Annotated in this window: 11 protein-coding genes and 2 pseudogenes; 9 read left to right on the top strand and 4 right to left on the bottom strand. The window is 68.1% G+C overall.

Annotation, left to right across the window (positions count from 1 at the left end):
- The first annotated feature begins 342 nt into the window (after positions 1–342).
- The 6 genes from EEJ42_RS21625 (at position 343) to EEJ42_RS50315 (ending at position 7,074) form a co-directional block, all read left to right on the top strand.
- Positions 343–1,773 (top strand): endo-1,4-beta-xylanase, encoded by a 1,431-nt coding sequence (locus EEJ42_RS21625; protein ID WP_123101953.1) that lies wholly within the window; start codon positions 343–345, stop codon positions 1,771–1,773.
- Positions 1,774–1,804: 31 nt separating this feature from the next.
- On the top strand, positions 1,805–3,175 hold the full coding sequence (locus tag EEJ42_RS21630; protein ID WP_184503193.1) for an RICIN domain-containing protein: 1,371 nt from the start codon (positions 1,805–1,807) through the stop codon (positions 3,173–3,175).
- A gap of 601 nt (positions 3,176–3,776) precedes the next feature.
- A complete protein-coding gene (locus tag EEJ42_RS21635; RefSeq protein ID WP_123102083.1) occupies positions 3,777–4,517 on the top strand; it encodes a GNAT family N-acetyltransferase in 741 nt (246 codons plus the stop codon).
- 147 nt (positions 4,518–4,664) lie between these two features.
- Positions 4,665–4,892: a response regulator transcription factor gene (locus EEJ42_RS54700; RefSeq protein WP_425472938.1), complete on the top strand. Its 228-nt coding sequence runs from the start codon at positions 4,665–4,667 to the stop codon at positions 4,890–4,892.
- 555 nt (positions 4,893–5,447) lie between these two features.
- Positions 5,448–6,407 (top strand): LysR family transcriptional regulator, encoded by a 960-nt coding sequence (locus EEJ42_RS21645; protein WP_123102085.1) that lies wholly within the window; start codon positions 5,448–5,450, stop codon positions 6,405–6,407.
- Positions 6,408–6,678: 271 nt separating this feature from the next.
- Positions 6,679–7,074 (top strand): hypothetical protein, encoded by a 396-nt coding sequence (locus tag EEJ42_RS50315; protein WP_148082001.1) that lies wholly within the window; start codon positions 6,679–6,681, stop codon positions 7,072–7,074.
- Between the two features lie 550 nt (positions 7,075–7,624).
- On the opposite strand, the pseudogene EEJ42_RS53030 reads toward EEJ42_RS50315, so the two are convergent.
- The 3 genes and pseudogenes from EEJ42_RS53030 to EEJ42_RS21665 form a co-directional block, all read right to left on the bottom strand.
- Positions 7,625–7,951: pseudogene (locus EEJ42_RS53030) on the bottom strand (hypothetical protein); the annotation flags it as partial.
- A gap of 41 nt (positions 7,952–7,992) precedes the next feature.
- On the bottom strand, positions 7,993–8,301 hold the full coding sequence (locus EEJ42_RS21660; RefSeq protein ID WP_123101957.1) for a hypothetical protein: 309 nt from the start codon (positions 8,299–8,301) through the stop codon (positions 7,993–7,995).
- 89 nt (positions 8,302–8,390) lie between these two features.
- Positions 8,391–8,825: pseudogene (locus tag EEJ42_RS21665) on the bottom strand (transposase family protein); the annotation flags it as partial.
- 285 nt (positions 8,826–9,110) lie between these two features.
- On the opposite strand from EEJ42_RS21665, the gene EEJ42_RS21670 reads away from it, so the two are divergent.
- The 3 genes from EEJ42_RS21670 (at position 9,111) to istB (ending at position 14,195) form a co-directional block, all read left to right on the top strand.
- Positions 9,111–10,178 (top strand): LLM class flavin-dependent oxidoreductase, encoded by a 1,068-nt coding sequence (locus tag EEJ42_RS21670; RefSeq protein WP_123101961.1) that lies wholly within the window; start codon positions 9,111–9,113, stop codon positions 10,176–10,178.
- Between the two features lie 1,633 nt (positions 10,179–11,811).
- Positions 11,812–13,467: an IS21 family transposase gene (gene istA / locus EEJ42_RS21680; RefSeq protein WP_123101965.1), complete on the top strand. Its 1,656-nt coding sequence runs from the start codon at positions 11,812–11,814 to the stop codon at positions 13,465–13,467.
- Entirely contained in the window at positions 13,464–14,195 is a 732-nt protein-coding gene (istB, locus tag EEJ42_RS21685; RefSeq protein ID WP_123101967.1) for an IS21-like element helper ATPase IstB, read from the top strand. Before istA ends, istB begins: the two co-directional genes overlap by 4 nt.
- Here the strand turns inward: istB and EEJ42_RS21690 are convergent.
- On the bottom strand, positions 14,152–14,934 hold the full coding sequence (locus tag EEJ42_RS21690; RefSeq protein WP_123102087.1) for a 2-phosphosulfolactate phosphatase: 783 nt from the start codon (positions 14,932–14,934) through the stop codon (positions 14,152–14,154). The genes istB and EEJ42_RS21690 overlap by 44 nt on opposite strands.
- Between the last annotated feature and the right edge of the window lie 40 nt (positions 14,935–14,974).

The raw sequence follows: 14,974 nt of genomic DNA on the forward strand, positions 1-14,974 counted from the left end.
CCTGCGCCACCCCGTTTCGTTCCGGTGAGGTTCGCACCAGCGCATCCTGGCTCTTCGCGCAGTTGGAGAGGTACGCGACGCCGCGTGGCGGTCCCCCGGCTGAGCCGCGATGGAGTGCCCCCATGCCTGTGTCGAAACACCGCCGCCGCCCGCCGTACGTCACCCGACGGCCGACCGGGTGCCGTCCGTGCCGATTGAGATCGTCCCGGTCCCATGACCGCGGTGTCCGGTGATTCCGTGCTGCCCGGGTCCGGCCCGCCCCGTCCGTCTGCCGAGTGGGAGCGGACGACGCATTCCCCTGCGCTTCAGTCCTTCCGTGATTTCTACCTTGGAGGCACAGTCATGGGCTCGTATGCCCTTCCCAGACCCGTTATCCGCCGGAAGATCCGCGGCCTGCTGTTAGCGCTGGTCGTCGGCGTCCTCGGTGCGGTCACCGCACTGGTCGCGCCGCCGACCGCACACGCCGCCGAGAACACGCTCGGCGCCGCGGCGGCGCAGAGCGGCCGCTACTTCGGCACCGCCATCGCCTCGGGCAGGCTGGGCGACTCGGCGTACACGACGATCGCGGGCCGTGAGTTCAACTCGGTGACGGCCGAGAACGAGATGAAGATCGACGCCACCGAACCGCAGCGGGGCCAGTTCAACTTCACCGCCGGTGACCGTGTCTACAACTGGGCGGTGCAGAACGGCAAGCAGGTGCGCGGCCACACCCTGGCCTGGCACTCCCAGCAGCCAGGCTGGATGCAGAGCCTCAGCGGCAGCACGCTGCGCCAGGCGATGATCAACCACATCAACGGCGTGATGGCCCACTACAAGGGCAAAATCGCCCAGTGGGACGTCGTGAACGAGGCCTTCGCCGACGGCAGTTCGGGAGCCCGGCGCGACTCCAACCTGCAACGCACCGGCAACGACTGGATCGAGGTCGCCTTCCGCACCGCGCGCGCCGCCGATCCGGCCGCCAAGCTCTGCTACAACGACTACAACGTCGAGAACTGGACCTGGGCCAAGACCCAGGCCATGTACGCCATGGTCCGAGACTTCAAGCAGCGCGGCGTGCCGATCGACTGCGTCGGCTTCCAGTCGCACTTCAACAGCGGCAGCCCCTACAACAGCAACTTCCGCACCACCCTGCAGAACTTCGCCGCCCTCGGCGTCGACGTGGCCATCACCGAACTCGACATCCAGGGCGCCCCGGCCACCACCTACGCCAACGTGACCAACGACTGCCTGGCCGTCCCGCGCTGCCTCGGCATCACCGTCTGGGGTGTGCGCGACACCGACTCCTGGCGACCGGAGCACACGCCGCTGCTGTTCAACGGCGACGGCAGCAAGAAACCCGCCTACACCGCCGTCCTCAACGCACTCAACGGCGGTACCTCCACGCCCCCTTCGGATTCCGGACAGATCAAGGGCGTCGGGTCGGGCCGCTGCCTGGACGTGCCCAGCAGCAGCACCACCGACGGCACCCAGCTCCACCTGTGGGACTGCAACAACGGCACCAACCAGCAGTGGACGTACACCGCCGCCGGTGAGCTCAGGGTCTACGGCAACAAGTGCCTGGACGCCGGCGGCACCGGCAACGGCACCAAAGTCCAGATCTACAGCTGCTGGGGCGCCGACAACCAGAAATGGCGTCTCAACTCCGACGGATCCATCGTCGGCGTCCAGTCCGGCCTCTGCCTCGACGCCGTCTCAGGCAGCACCGCCAACGGCACCCTGATCCAGCTCTACTCCTGCTCGAACGGCAGCAACCAACGCTGGACCCGCACCTGAGGGGACCTGCCACAAACGAAAGGGTGAATCGATGAAGACCTACGGTGCGGCTTCCCCCGCCCCTCCACGCAGACATCGCTGGTGGTCCCGGGTCGCCGCCGTGGTGGCGGCGACCCTCGCGATCGGCATGCTCGCCGTGGTGAACCCGGCGCCCGCCGAGGCGGCGACGGTGGACACCAATGCCTGGTACGTCCTGGTCAATCGCAACAGCGGCAAGGCGCTGGACGTCTCCGACACGTCCACCGCCGACGGCGCGCGGGTCAGCCAGTGGACGCGCAACGACGGAGCCAACCAGCAGTGGCAGTTCGTGGACTCCGGCGGCGGCTTCTACCGCCTCAAGGCCCGGCATTCGGACAAGGTTCTCGACGTGGCCGGCGCCTCGACCGCGGACGGTGCCGCGATCCAGCAGTGGGCCGACCACAACGGGGCCAACCAGCAGTTCCGCCTGGCCGACTCCGACGCGGGCCACGTCCGGCTGATCAACCGCACCAGCAGCAAGGCGGTGGAGGTGCAGGGCGCCTCCACCGCCGACGGCGGCAACGTCGTCCAGTACTCCGACTGGGGCGGCGCCAACCAGCAATGGCAGATGATCAAGCTGTCGTCCGGTGGCGGCGGCGGATGCGGCAGCGCCCCGACTCTGGCGAGCGGCACGCACACGATTCAGAGCGGCGGCAAGAGCCGCAGCTTCATCCTCAGGGTTCCCGCCAACTACGACAACAGCCACCGCTACCGGCTGATCTTCGCGTTCCACTGGCGGGGCGGAACCGCCGGCGACGTCGCCTCGGGCGGCACGAGCGGGAACGCCTGGTCCTACTACGGCCAACAGGAACAGTCCAACAACAGCGCGATCCTCGTCGCCCCCCAGGGCCTCGGCAACGGCTGGGCCAATTCGGGCGGTGAGGACGTCACCTTCGTCGACGACATGATCCGGCGAATCGAGGGCGGCCTCTGTGTCAACCCGGCACAGCGTTTCGCCACGGGATTCAGCTGGGGCGGCGGTATGAGCTACGCACTCGCATGCAGCCGGGCGAACGTCTTCAGGGCCGTCGCGGTCATCTCCGGCGCTCAGATCAGCGGGTGCAGCGGCGGCACCCAACCCATCGCCTACTTCGGAATCCACGGCGTCAGCGACTCCGTCCTCAACATCGCGCAAGGACGGTCCCTGCGCGACAGATTCGTCAGCAACAACGGCTGCACCCCCCAGGGCCCGCGCGAGCCCGCGCCGGGCAGTCGAACGCACATCACCACCACCTACTCGGGCTGCCGTGCCGGATACCCGGTCCAATGGGCCGCGTTCGACGGAGGCCACATACCCGGTCCGGTCGACGGCTCTCCCGGCGAAAGCGGCGTCGCCACCTGGACCAAAGCAGAGATCTGGAGGTTCTTCGCACAGTTCCAGTGACACACCCGCACCACGGAGTGGAGCCAGGATGATCCTGGCTCCACTCCGTCGACGTCTATCCCGGATTGAAGGACGGGGAGGCCTTTTCAGGAGAGCTCCCACCCCTTCGGACTGGTCACGTCTGGCGAACAGGCCGTGGGAGAAGTGGCGTTCGTGGTCGTGGTGTCAACGGGCTGGTGGCCGGGCAGCGCGTACGAGGTGGTGACCACGGTGTAGGCGAACAGGCCGAAGGGGCGGCGCGTTCGACTGCGCGGCGGGCTCGGCGGGGAACACGGTGTCTGGCTACTCGACGAGCCTACGCCGCCATGCCAGGCGCCCGATGGTTCCCCGGCGGGGCTCACCGTTCGCCCCGCCGTGGGGGCGGTCCGAGCGGGAGCCCGGGACTGCTCGCAACGGCTCCGCGCCACGCGAAGGCGTCCTCGGACGTCACCTCGGCCCCCCGTTGCCGCGATGCGCCACGGCGGAATCCGAACCTCCGGCCGATGGGCAGCGTTGTATAGGACGAAGGGCATTGCACACACGACAATGTGAGGGGTTTGCGGTGACAGATCTGACGGCCGCGGTCGAATCGGTGGAGCAGCTCTCCACGGTCTGGCGCGCCATGGTGCTCGACCGGGACGAGGAGGCGGACGTACGGGATCTTCCTGGTGTCGCCGTCCGCTGGGCCGACTGCCGCTTCGCCTTCTGGAACGCGGTGACACTGACCGACGTCGGAGCGGACGCGGCGCTCCTCGACCAGCGTCTGGGGCAAGCGGCGGACATCATGCGGTCCAAGAAGCAGCCGGGCTTCCTGTGGCTCTTCGAGGACTTACTCGCGGACGACGCGCGCGCGGCACTGGGCGAGGCGGCACAGCGCGCGGGCCTGGTCTACGCCTTTCCCGGTACCGGCATGGCGGGCGACCTGCTGCCGATCCCCGAGCCGCACCACCTGGACCTGACGTTCGAGCGGGTGACCACCGACGAACAGCTGCGGGCCTACGCGGACATCAACTCGCGCGCCTACGGCTTTCCCCTCGAGGAAGGCCGCGACGGCATCGTCGGCTCCACGTTGTGGAAGAAGGAGGTGTACGCCTACCTGGCCCTGCGGGACGGTGTCCCGGTCGCCTGCGCCGCGACGGTCGGGGCGCAGGGCCGCCTGTTCGTCGTGCTCGTCGCCACCGATCCGGACGCGCAGCGTCGGGGGTACGGCGAGGCGGTGACGCGCAAGGCGCTGTATGAGGGCGCCCGCGCCACCGGCCTGACCCGCGCCACTCTGCACGCGACCGCCGCCGGGGCACCCGTGTACCCGCGGATCGGCTTCGAGCCGAACTCACCGATGCACTTCTACGCGCTGGCGAACTGACCCACCGACGGCGTTGTCCACGGCAGGCGGTACGCGTTGCCGCGGGGCGGCGAGGCGATCCTCTCCCCGCGTATCACCCGCAGCCTCATCGAGGACTACGTGATCACGAATGCCAGGCGGACCGCCAGGGCGCGGCGTCTGGTGGACGTGCTGACGGCACGCGAGCGGGAGGTCCTCGTACTGGTCGGCCTCGGGCTGTCCAACGCCGAGGCAGGCAGAAGGCTTTACTTGGGGGAGGGCACGGTCAAGACGCACGTCGGAACATCCTGGCCAAGTTGGACTGCGCCAACCGCGTCCAAGCCGCAATCCTCGCCCATGAGTCCGGCGTGCTGTCGGCAGAGTGACAGTGGTTGTCTCCTACAGCCTGTTCCCTGACGCTGGTCCGTTCCCGCGGAACGGAATGCCTCTGCGGACGGGGGAGAGGAGCGCGTACGTGGTGGTGGGAGCGTTGAGCTGACTGGGGGGGGCAAGGGGTCGCAGGTTCAAATCCTGTCGTCCCGACCAGCGTTTTAGCAGTTCGGAGGCCGTTTCCGCAGAGATGCGGGGGCGGCCTTTTCCGTGTTTTCCGGCGTGGTGGTCGCATGGTGGTGGCACGCGTGCCTTGAGGTCGGGACGCAGTCGGTGAAGTCAGGTCGCGGGCAGGGGTGTAGAGGACTTTGGGCGGGTTGTGATGGTCGTGGGCGTGGTCGCGGCGTGGTCGCAGCCAGGTGGTCGGCGCCGGCGGGTGGTGTCACGGTCGGCTTTGGTCAGGGCCGTGTCGATGGCGTTCACGGCTTCATGGGCGGCTAGATGATCGCTGAGTGGACTGTGCCCGCGAAGGATTAAGGCAATACGCGGCGAGCCGGCCCCATGGCCCGGCCCGCCATCTCGGGCACGATCACCTCGGTGCCCGCCCTCGTGGACACGTTTCCCTTTGATAGCTTCTTACCTATGGCCGCAGGCAGCGATGACGGCGACCCCTCACCCAGTGAGCCGAAAGGGCTCTCCGAGCCCAGCGTCCATCAACTCCGGCTGTTCATCGTGTTGGCGGAGGAGCTGCATTTCGGACGGGCCGCCGCGCGACTGTTCATGTCACAGCCCGCCTTCAGCCAGCAGATACGTGTGCTGGAACGGCGGCTCGGCCTTCAACTGGTCGAGCGCACCAGTCGCGCCGTGGATCTCACCGCTTCGGGGCAGGCGCTTCTTCCCCAGGCGCGTGCCGTCACGGAGGCCATGGCAGACCTGCGTCACTTCGCCGAAGTGCGGGCACGTCAGGTATCCGGCCGCATCGTCATCGGCACCCTCACGGCCGAGCCCGCGATGCCCCACACGAGGGATCTCCTTGAGGAACTGCATGCGCACCACCCCGGTCTGGCGATCGAGATGCGCAGCCTCAACTTCGTCAACCAGTACGAAGCCCTCGCCCGCGGTGAGGTGGACGTGGCGTTCCTGCGCCCACCCGCGCCCCCGGGCATCCAGACCCTGCACCTGACCGAGGAACCCCGCGTCGTCTGTCTTCCGGCCGATGATCCGCTGGCCGCCCATGAGCGGATCTCCCTTGCTCAGATCTCCGATCACGCCTTCGTCACCATGCCGCCTGAGTCCCCCCGTGTGTGGCGGGACTTCTGGGCCATCAACCCCCGTCCTGACGGAAAGCCCATCCGTTTCGGCCCGTTGGCGGTGGATGTCGAGGGCGTGCTGCACCTGGTCGCCCGTGGTCAGGCCATCGGTTTCCTGCCTGCCTCGGCCCGCGAATTCTATCCGCGCCCGGGTATTCGCTACCTGGATGTGCCGGACGCGCCGCCCTGCACGATGGCCCTCTCATGGTTCGCGAAGAACCGCGATCGCCCTGACATCACCTTGATACGGAACATCACGCGGACGATCCTTGACCGCCACCGGTCCCAATAGGGGCGCGGTCTCCGTAACCGCCGGTCCGGTAAGCGGGGGTACACGGTCCTGACCCGCACCGATACGGGAACATCTATCGATACGGGCTGAACACCTATCAGGGTGTCCTTTCCCTTCGCGGGGGACGGCGGCAGGCTTGTGCATGCGGCGCCGATCAACGCCGCACACGTGAACGGGGGGACTCCTTGAGCCGTCAGCGCGCGCCGGCGCGCGCTTCACGGCTGTTCGTGATGCCCCCGTGGAGCACCACACCGATACGGGGAGAACACCCATGGCTTCTACCATTCGCCGCAAGGTATCCGCTGCCCTGACCGTCGTTGCCGCCGTCGGCTGCCTGGGAGCGGCCGCGTCATCGGCCGGCGCCTCGGACCGGTCCGCCGCCTCGCCCGACCGCTGGTTCTACTGCACCGCCGCGCCGGCCGGGTCGCTGGTCCTCGACTTCGACACCATCAACGACGACGCCCCGGACCAGAGCATCTGCTGGAGCGGATCGGGCCGGGCCGACAACCACGACGGCGGTGAACTTCGCCAGGTGCACACCGCGAACAACCGTGGCTCGCTGCACCTGAAGACCGGTTCCAGGGAGTGGGACCTTCCCTTCGACCGCAACCAGACCCACGACATCCCGCAGGACACGGCGTTGCTGGGGCTGTCGCTGAACGAGTAGGGCAGCGGGGCCCGGCACCGCCGGTCCCGTGATGATCCCGTACGCCGGGGCCCTCGGGAGGGCCCCGGCGTCTCGCCCGGTCCGGGTCGTGGTGGCCGGCGAGGTCTTCCCGGGCCGTCTTCCGCGGAGTGTCCGCCACGCTGGTGACGCCTTCGGCGTCCCGGCCGCGTAGCTGGTTTCTTCGTCTGGACGAAACCCTCGCCGCCCTCGCCGAGGAACGTCGGTAACGAGCCCCGCACAGCAGGAGTTCGACGAGTTGGCCACCGACCACAAACGGTGCCCCAGGACACTCCACGAAAACACGCCCATGTCCGGCCGCAGCACCCACGTGGCTCCACCGCGTACATCCGCGACGATGCCCCGCCAGTCGGCGTCCCGCCTCCACGAGCGCCAGGCCGCGCCCGCCCTCGTCCTCCGCGCTCGCCCGGGGCATCGGGAATTTCTTCGACTTGTCCACGACACCGATACGCACCCACACCGCCTCGGGCCGGGTGACCGTGATCCGGAGGCGACGTGCACCAGACGCCGGGCGGTGGCCGCGCTCCCCGGTTCACGCGGCAGGGTCGCGCCGTAGCCGGGGTGCCCGGTGGGGCGGGCTACGGTGAGCAGCAGGACCCCCCAGGAACTCCGCCAACGGCCGCAGTCCCGACGGGCGGTTGGGGGCCCACAGGTCGCGCACGATGGCTACGGCCAACGTGTGATGCTGCATCCACGTCGGTGCCACTCGGCGCAGGGATTCCAGCGCCTTCACTGCTCCGGCGGCATCGCCTGTGTCCGTGTGCGCTCGGGCCGCGTCCAGCAGCAGCCACGTCCGCCAGGACGGCGGAGTGTCCTTGCTCAGCCGCATTCCCTTGGCCAGTGCCAAGGCATCGTGCGGGCAGGGCAGTTGCAAAGTCGCGTGATCTGACGCTGTGCTGGTCAGCTGATGCCGAGGAGGTTTTCGCCGAGCTGCTGCGGCGACGCCTGCGTCGAGGGCAAGTCGGTAATCGCGTAGATCGTCTTGCGGGTGAGTCGGCCGGTTGCGGCGTTCGCGCGGAAGCGCATGATCCGGGCGGACTGGACCGCGCCGGGAAAGTCCAGCCCCAGCCCGTCAACGGTCAGTGCCTTGGCGCCCCGCAATTCGGGCCGTCCATGCCCGCGGCTGCGGGCCGCATGGCGGGCGTTGGCCCGGCTCCAGGGCAGCGAGCGCAGCACCGTGAGCAGGGACGGCTGGTTGTTGTTGACCACCAGCAGGTAGTGCGCCGGCTTGTCCTGGGTGAGGAAGCGGACGTGCTCGCGCTGGGTGTGCAGCGCGTCGGCGGTGACGACGATCCCGGTCAGGTCGAAGGGGCGAGCAGCCGGGCGAAGCCCGTGATCTCGTTGGTCTTGTCCGGCCCCCGTGGCTGACTGATCGTCTGCCCGTCGCTGGTCATCGCGGCCGGCAGATGTGCGGACGGGACGTGGCCGTTGCGAGAGCCGCGGGCACTCTTGCCGTCCACCGCGAGTGTGGTGGCCCCGGCCGGATCGCCACCGGCCAAGTCGGCCGGCCCACCTGGGCAGACCCGCTCCAGCACCCGGCGGATGGTCGCGGCACTGGGCGCGATACGCACCGCGAAGGCGCCGACGACCCGTGTACCCAGGCGGGCCAGGGTGGTCTGCGGGGCCGCAGCGGCCCAATGCCCGATTGCCGTGTACGAGCGGGCGCCGGTCACCACCGCGGACGCCGCGATCAGCACCACACTCACGAACGCATGACGTACTCCCCGCCTACGACGCGGGTCCGCCCAACCTGACCAGCCGTTCCGTCAGCGACATGCCCGCCACCCGGTGCGGCGGCAGGGTCTTGACGAGACACGGCGTGGCAGACTGACCGCACATCGAAGCTCCGTTGCAGGCAGACGACTTGGGAAGGTCATCTGCATCAACAGTGCTTCGTTGCATCAGGCACGGCCATCCGGCCTGCGACGGTACGAGATCACGCGACTCCGCAACGGCCCTGCGCCGGGAACTGCCATGTTGAGCACGTTCGATTCCATTCGCACACCTTGGAGGTCTTGATGCGTACGGGCGTCATTGTCGCCGCGCACCCCGGTGTGGAGGACCTCGCCGTGCGGGCCGAGGAGTTGGGCTTGCACAGCTTCTGGGTCTACGACACCCCGATGGTCCACGGTGACCCCTTCGTCGCCTTGAGCCTGTGCGCGAAGGCCACCAGCCGCATCAGGCTCGGCATCGGCGTGACCTCACCGGCGCTGCGCTCGGCCCCGGCCGCCGTGAGCGGGCTCGCCAGCCTCAACGCCTTGGCACCGGGCCGGATCATCTGCGGGGTCGGCACCGGGAACACCGCCCGGCGCACCCTGGGCATGCGGCCGACCACGGCGGCCGGGCTGGAGAACTTCACCGCCGCACTGCAGGACCTGTGCGCCGGACGTTCGACGGAGTATCGCGAAGGTGACCGGGTCAGCGACATCCGGTTCCTGCACACCGGGGCGCACGTGAACACCGCCGACCCGATCGAGTTCGTCGTGGCCGCGCTGCTCGGACCGAAGGCCGCCGCCGTCGCCGGCCGCCGCGGCACCGGCCTCATCTCCGTCGGCCTGCTGGACCCCACCGCCTGGCACGCGCTTCACGACGCCCGCCGCCACGCCGCCCAGGCCACACCCCATGACCCCGACTCCCACACGGACTCCCGGATCGACTCCTACGTGGTCACCTCGCTCCACCTCCTCGACGAGGACGAGGACCCCCACGGCGACCCGGCCCGGGACGCCACAGGCCACCTCGTCATGTCGCTCCTGGCCTTCGCCGCCGACACACCCGCCTTCGCCGAGCAACTCGGCCCTGAGGAAGGCGAGGCGGTGCGGCGGCTCCTTGACCGGCGCGGCACCACCTCCACCGCACCGGACCGGCACACCAAGCTCTACCCCAACTACCTCGGACGCATTGCACCGCAGGACCGCGACCTGGTCCTGCCCTCGTTGATGAACACCCTGGCCCTGGTCGGCACCCGCGACGACCTCCTCACCCGCATCACCGCCCTGGAACAGGCCGGCATCGACGAACTCCTCGTCCAGCCGGTGATCGACCCGCCCACCGAGATGGCCCAGCTCGCGAAACTCCTCACCTGAGCGGACGCGCCCGCCGCACGTCCATGACGTGCACACCTATAAGATCACCAAGACTTTGCAATCGCCCTGGTCAACCCGTCCAGCGGCGGCACCCGGTGTTACGGCTGGTACACAACAGAAGTCGGCACCGGGGTATTCAATAAGTACTGCTACTCGAATTACTTGCACCAGACGAAGGCTCGTCCACAGTGAAGATCGCCGGTAGCACGAAACGCGTTCACGCCGCGGCTGGCGACGTCTCTAACGCCCACCCCACTGCGGGTCTCGCATACACCTGCTCTACCTACTACAGCGTCGATGAGGTTCTGATCCCTGCATCAAGGGGTAACTCCCCGGTAAGTTGGGTGGATCGGTGTGCCCCTCAGGGGCTGTACGGTCGCCCGCGCAGCCTCGAAGTGGCGCCACCTCACCTCCCACTCGGACTTACTCGCTGAACGGGGAAGAGAAATCATGCGCTTTACGGGTGCTCGTGTTGTGCCGGTCGCTGTGTCTCTCGGGGCGGGTTTGCTACTTGGCCTGGTGGGTCCCGTTGCTGGGGAATGGGATGATCCCGTTTGCGCCGCCGTGAGTATTGTTTTTTCTAGTGGCTGGCCGTGGGCTTGTTATGCATTCCTGGTGGGCTATTTCCGTCGATCGAAAATCGAGTCAGCGTTGCTGTCGTTTTTGGGGTTGGCTGTCGGCGTAGTCACGTATTACTCTTTTAAGGATATGAACCCCACCATTCCCGCCGGAATGGAACCTGCCACTTCCGTTCCGGCCGGAATGGAATCTGGCGCCTCCAGTGAGGGGCAAATTCGCGTGTGGGGAATAGCGGCTTTCGTGTTTGGTGCGCCTGTGGGGCTCGTGGGGAACGTAGCGCGGGCGCCCGGAGTTGGTGGCCTTCTGTTCCGCCTGCTTGTTCCATTGATCGCCTTCTTCGAGGCCATTCAGCGATTGAGTACAGAGACGGACTCGCAGGGTCCCGTTTTCGCCATGACCTGGAACGTAATTCGCGTCGCAGCATGCGTCGTCGCCGTGGCTCTCATGGGACACACCGCGTGGAGCTGGCGCGTTCGGCGTAGCCGAGCCGACGGGCGAACGGAAGTTGCCGCGCCTGCACGGCGTCTCTGACCCCTCGTTCTGACGTTATCCACAGGCCCGAACGCCGCGCCCCGTGCCCGGGCCGGAGACTGCCGTACAGGCTCGACCGCGTCCGCCCCGACGGCTCGTGCACGCACCCTGTACTGCGGCAGAGGGCTGCTGTTCGTCGCGCACGAGATGGCGCGCCGTAAGCCGTCACGCCTGCGGCCGCTGTGACGGATCCGACCAGTGCAAACGCCCCTTCGATCGCCTCCTCGGCCACGACGGCGGGCTGACAGGCGCGAGGTCACTCCTCAGCCTCGTCTTCGCCGTCGTCGAGCCCGGCGGCTGGGTCGCGCAGGGGCCGCAGGGCCCCGTCCAGCCGGGAGCGGCGGAAGGCGTAGCGGCCCAGGACGTTGAGGTTGTCATGGCTGGCTATGTACGTGACTGCGGGAGCCGTTTCGCTGTGACTGTGGGAGTCACTATCTGACCGAGTTTGCGATGTCAGTTTGTTTTGACGTCACGTGGGGTCTTGCGGTGGGACCGTGAGGTGTGCTTCTCCGCTGGGGGCCTCATGGGTAACTCGCAGTCGAAGGTCGAGTTGTACGCGGCGATCCGCCGGGATCACCGGATGGGCATGTCGTTGCGGGCGCTTCAGCGCACGCACAACGTGACCTGGAGGACGGTCCGGCGGGCTCTGGACGGCCAGTGGCCCGAGCCGCGGAAGAAGCAGCGGCGCAAGGAGTCCCGGCTTGACCCGTACAAACCGCTGATCGACGGGATGCTGCGGGCCGACCTGGACGCTCCGCCCAAGCAGCGGCACACCGCTCAGCGGATCTACGACCGCCTGGTCGAAGGCCATGAGGCCGATGACATCTCGTACTCCATGGTCCGTGTCTATGTGAAGGACCGCCGCAAGGAAATCCGCAGGCAGGCCGGGGTGGGCCCGGATACGATGTTCGTGCCCCAGACGCATCTGCCGGGGGCGGAGGCGGAGGTCGACTTCGGCGACGTGCACGTGATGCTCGCGGGCAAGATGACCAAGGCCTATCTGTTCTCGCTGCGGTTGTCCTACTCCGGCAAGGCGGTGCACCGGGTCTTCGCCTCCTGCGGCCAGGAAGCGTTCTTCGAGGGGCACGTGCACGCGTTCCGGGTGCTGGGCGGCATTCCCCGCGGCCGGATCCGTTACGACAACCTGCGAGCCGCGGTCGAACGGGTACTGGGCTTGTCCCGGGCCCGGGTGGAGAACGACCGCTGGACGGCCTTCCGCTCGCACTGGCGCATCGATGCCTTCTACTGCCGTCCCGGCATCGAGGGCGCCCACGAGAAGGGCGGCGTCGAGGGGCAGATCGGCTACTACCGCCGCAACCACTTCGTCCCCGTCCCCGAGGTCGCCTCGCTGACCGAGCTGAACGCCTTGGTCGACCAGTGGGACCTGGACGACGAAGGCCGACGCCTGCGGTCCAGGACCCGCACCATCGGCGAGTACTTCGCCCAGGAACAGCCGCTGCTGCGGCCACTGCCATGCGAGGTGTTCGAGACCGGACGCTGGTTCACTCCGCGGGTCAACCGATTCGGCCAGGTCACCGTCCGCTGCAACGCCTACTCGGTCCCGGTCCGCTTCATCGGACGCCAGTTGCGGGTGCTGCTGCACGCCAACGACCTGGTCGTCTATGACGGCCGCACGGTGGTCGCCCACCACGAACGGCTCAGCGGCCGGGGCGAGTCCCGCCTGGTCCTGGACCACTACCTGGAAGCACTCCTACGCAAGCCGGGCGCCTTCCCCGGAGCGACCGCTCTCGAACAGGCCAAAGCCGCAGGGAAGTTCACCCCCGTCCATGAAGCCTGGTGGGCTGCGGCCCGCGCCGCCCACGGCGAGGCGGCCGGCACCAGAGCCCTGATCGAGGTGCTGCTGCTGGGCCGCCACATGGAACACGAACACGTCGTCGCCGGACTCGCTGCTGCCCACCGGGCGGGTGCCCTGACTGCGGACGCGGTCGCGCTGGAGGCCCGCAAGGCCGCCGAGGGCGAGACCTTCACCGAGCCCGTGAGGCCCGCCCCGGACCTTGCCATTCAGCCGCAGGAGGCGACCGGCGGCACGGTCACCTTCATGTCCGACTGGAAGCTGTCCCACCTCCCGCCCGATAACCGGCCGCTGCCGTCGGTGGCCCACTACGACCAGCTCCTGAAACGGCACGGCCGCACGGCCGGCGAGAAAGAGGGATCATGACACGCAAACGCGGACTGACCGAAGAAGCCGCCACCGCCTCGATCGACCAGGCATGCCGCATGCTCAGGCTGCCGTCGATCCGCCAGCAGTTCACCGACCTCGCCGAAGGCGCCGCCCGTGATCAGATGTCATACCGGGCCTTCCTCGCCGAACTGCTATTGGCCGAGTGCGATGACCGGGCCCGCCGCCGTTCCGAACGCCGGATCAAGGCCGCTTCCTTCCCCCGCGACAAGAGCTTGCGGGCGTTCGACTTCGACGCCAACCCGAACATCGACCCGGCCACCGTCAACACCCTCGCGACCTGCGAATGGGTCAAGAAGGGAGAGCCGCTCTGCCTGATCGGCGACTCCGGCACCGGCAAGTCCCACCTGCTGATCGCGCTGGGCACCGAGGCGGCGATGCACGGCTTCCGCGTCCGCTACGTGCTGGCTACCAAGCTCGTCAACGAGCTGGTCGAGGCCGCCGACGAGAAGCATCTGTCGAAGACGATCGCCCGCTACGGCCGTGTCGATCTTTTGTGCATTGATGAACTCGGCTATATGGAGCTTGACCGCAGGGGCGCTGAGCTGCTGTTTCAGGTTCTGACCGAGCGTGAGGAGAAGAACAGCGTCGCGATCGCTTCGAACGAGAGTTTCAGCAAAGCGCACATGTTCCGGCGAACTCGTGCAAGGTGCCGCCCAAACTTCACAGGTTCGGCGGCGACCCTGTGCCGTCGGCGCTGTGGTTGAAGGCTCCATCGGAGAGGACGGGTACGACCGCGCTGGCGTTGAGCTCGGTGGCGATGGCCACGTCGTCGGCGAACCCGCTCCGGGCCAGTTCATTGCCCGAGGAACAGGCGGCCACGGCGCTGACGACATCGGCGGTCTGCACGAAGCAAGCCCGTGCGGTAGCTGCCTCGGGAGACAGCGGGCCAACGCCTCGCGACTCCAGCTCGGCGATGATCGCCCCGGCACCCAGCAAGTCCTCCAGCGCGGGTCGCAGGCTTCCGTCCGGCCACCGCTCACCAGCAGCGATCACCACGACGGGACGTCCTGCAGTCCCGTAGTCGTGCCGGGCCAGCCATCGTCCGACAGCGGTGGCGTTACGCAGACAGCCCGCCACCACTGTCGAATCGCCTGCTGCCGCGGCGATGGCGGATCCGTTGGGAGAGGGCAGCACGAGTCGGGGGGTGAACGGGGCTTGCCGGAGTGCTGCCGGAGACAGCGACCACGGTGAGGTCGAGGTGGCGGCTCGCCGCCCCACGGCCAGCGCCGCCATCTTGTTCTGGGCAAACGCGGTCGCCGTCTCGTCGCGCCAGGCATAGGGAAAGACCTGGGTCCCTGCTTCGACGGCGACGGTCACCGACGTCGTGAACGACAGCACGTCGACCACCACCAGGCAGGCGGCGTCCTGCGCTATCTGCTGGGCACCGGTGGGGCCCCACTCGAATCGGACGCCGTGTTCTTGCTGCAGGAACCAGTCGCTCATGGTGGTCGAGTCTGGCACCGGTTGATCAACGGAGAGGGCC

The organism is Streptomyces botrytidirepellens (genome assembly GCF_003721215.1).
Taxonomy (GTDB): Bacteria; Actinomycetota; Actinomycetes; order Streptomycetales; family Streptomycetaceae; genus Streptomyces; species Streptomyces himastatinicus.

Excerpts from the sequence above, each read along its gene's own strand:
- EEJ42_RS21625 (WP_123101953.1), top strand. The coding sequence starts at position 343 with ATGGGCTCGTATGCCCTTCCCAGACCCGTTATCCGCCGGAAGATCCGC.
- EEJ42_RS21630 (WP_184503193.1), top strand. The coding sequence starts at position 1,805 with ATGAAGACCTACGGTGCGGCTTCCCCCGCCCCTCCACGCAGACATCGC.
- EEJ42_RS21635 (WP_123102083.1), top strand. The coding sequence starts at position 3,777 with ATGGTGCTCGACCGGGACGAGGAGGCGGACGTACGGGATCTTCCTGGT.
- EEJ42_RS21645 (WP_123102085.1), top strand. The coding sequence starts at position 5,448 with ATGGCCGCAGGCAGCGATGACGGCGACCCCTCACCCAGTGAGCCGAAA.
- EEJ42_RS50315 (WP_148082001.1), top strand. The coding sequence starts at position 6,679 with ATGGCTTCTACCATTCGCCGCAAGGTATCCGCTGCCCTGACCGTCGTT.
- EEJ42_RS21670 (WP_123101961.1), top strand. The coding sequence starts at position 9,111 with ATGCGTACGGGCGTCATTGTCGCCGCGCACCCCGGTGTGGAGGACCTC.
- istA (WP_123101965.1), top strand. The coding sequence starts at position 11,812 with ATGGGTAACTCGCAGTCGAAGGTCGAGTTGTACGCGGCGATCCGCCGG.
- istB (WP_123101967.1), top strand. The coding sequence starts at position 13,464 with ATGACACGCAAACGCGGACTGACCGAAGAAGCCGCCACCGCCTCGATC.
- EEJ42_RS21690 (WP_123102087.1), bottom strand. The coding sequence starts at position 14,934 with ATGAGCGACTGGTTCCTGCAGCAAGAACACGGCGTCCGATTCGAGTGG.